This window comes from Rhizobacter sp. P2_H2 (genome assembly GCF_056403375.1).
This window is the reverse complement of record NZ_JBFUFP010001072.1, coordinates 1-1,796: the sequence shown is the minus strand read 5'-3', so window position 1 is coordinate 1,796 and position 1,796 is coordinate 1. Positions and strand designations below refer to the sequence as shown.

At 74.1% G+C, this 1,796-nt stretch carries 2 protein-coding genes; one reads left to right on the top strand and one right to left on the bottom strand.

Features of this window, described 5'->3' with window-relative positions:
- Positions 1-537 (bottom strand): GNAT family N-acetyltransferase (locus AC1D15_RS30135; RefSeq protein WP_477828915.1); only part of this gene is annotated, 537 nt, incomplete at its 3' end.
- Positions 538-809: 272 nt separating this feature from the next.
- On the opposite strand from AC1D15_RS30135, the gene AC1D15_RS30130 reads away from it, so the two are divergent.
- Positions 810-1,796: aldehyde dehydrogenase family protein (locus AC1D15_RS30130; RefSeq protein ID WP_477828914.1), on the top strand; the 987-nt coding region annotated here is incomplete at its 3' end.

The window sequence follows — 1,796 nt, the reverse complement described above, 5'->3', positions numbered from 1 at the left end:
CGCCTGCCCGTCCTGGTCGAGCACCACCGTGTCGGCCTGGGCCAGCAGCGCGCCGATCAGGGCCGGGCGCGGCATGCCGCGCGCCTGCGCGTCGAGCCGCGCCAGCGCCTCGCTGTCGTTGTGGTCGGCCGGGCGCAGGCGCCGGCCGGTGTCCAGCGCGACCAGTGGCGCCGGCAGCGCCGTGCCCTGGTGCTGGCGCACCTCGCCGGTCCGCACGAAGCCCAGGCGCTCGTACAGGCCGCGGCCCTCCGGCGTCGCATGCAGCAGCACGCTGCGCCCGCCGAGTCCGGCCAGCAGCGCCTCCATCAGGCGGTAGCCGATGCGCCGCCCCTGGCAGCGCGGGTCGACGATCACCAGGCCGATGGTCGCGTGCCGTTCACCCCAGGACCAGCTCTGCGCGGTGCCCATCAGCTCGCCGTCGCGCTCGGCGACCAGCCCGCGGCCGAACTCGAAGCTGAACTGCCAGTCGGCGAGCCGGTGCGGCCAGTGCACGCGCAGCGACAGCGCGTGGGCGGCGTCGAGGTCCCGGGCCTCCATGGGCCGCAACGCGACCCCGTCGGCCGCGGTCCCGCTCTTCGAAATGTCAGTCAATGGCTTCTCCAGCGCAGGCGTCTCGTGCGATGGTTCCAAGCTTCCCATCGCCCCGGATAGGACGATCTTGTCGCCGCGATCAAAACCGCAGCTTGCGCTGCACGGGCCGGGCGATTCGCCATTYGCTGCGTTCGCCGGCCTGCGTACGGCCGCAAATTCCGCACCACCCTGCCTAGCATTCGAGCGTCGATTGAACCCCATTTTTGCGAGGCCGGCGCGTGCACACCTTCCATCCCGATCAGATTGACGTGCCGAGCGGCCACTTCATCGACGGCCGGCTGCTGCGCCCGGCGCAGGCCGCGGGCTTGGCGGTGTCGCGCCCGTCCGACGGCCGCCACCAGGCCGAGCTGCCGCTGGCCGACGCGGCGATGGTCGACCAGGCGGTCGAGAACGCGTGGACGCGCTGGCGCGCCAGCGACTGGTCGCGCCGCCCGCCGCGCGAACGCGCCCGCGTGCTGCGCCGCTGGGCCGACCTGGTCGAGGCCGACGGCGCGGTGCTGGCGCCGCTCGAGGCGGTCGGCTCGACCCGGCCGCTGCGCGAGGCGCTGGCCTGGGACGTGCCGTTCACCGCCGAAGGCCTGCGCTTCTTCGCCGAGTACGCCGACAAGCTGGGCGGCGAGGTCGCCGCGACGCGCAGCGACCACCTGGGCCTGACCGTCACCGAGCCCTACGGCGTGGTCGGCGCGATCACGCCGTGGAACTTCCCGCTGGTGATGGCCTCGTGGAAGGTCGGTGCCGCGCTGGCGGCCGGCAACGCGGTGGTGCTGAAGCCGTCGGAGCTGACGCCGTTCTCGGTGCTGCGCCTGGCCGAGCTGGCGCTGCAGGCCGGCGTGCCGGCGGGCCTGTTCAACATCGTGCAGGGCGACGGCCGCACCGCCGGCGAGGCGCTGAGCCGGCACCCGCGCATCGCGAAGATGACCTTCACCGGCTCCACGCGCACCGGCGCCGCCATCATGTCCGCCTGCGCGCTGCACGGGCCGAAGCCGGTGACGCTGGAGCTCGGCGGCAAGAGCCCGCAGCTGGTGTTCGACGACGTGCCCGACCTGGAGCGGCTGGCCGCGACGATCGCCGGCGCGATCACCGGCAACGCCGGCCAGGTGTGCGTCGCCGGCTCGCGCCTGATCGTGCAGCGGCGCATCGCCGAGCCGCTGGTCGAGCGCATCGTGCAGCGCTTCGAGGCACTGCGCCCGGGGCCGACCTGGGAC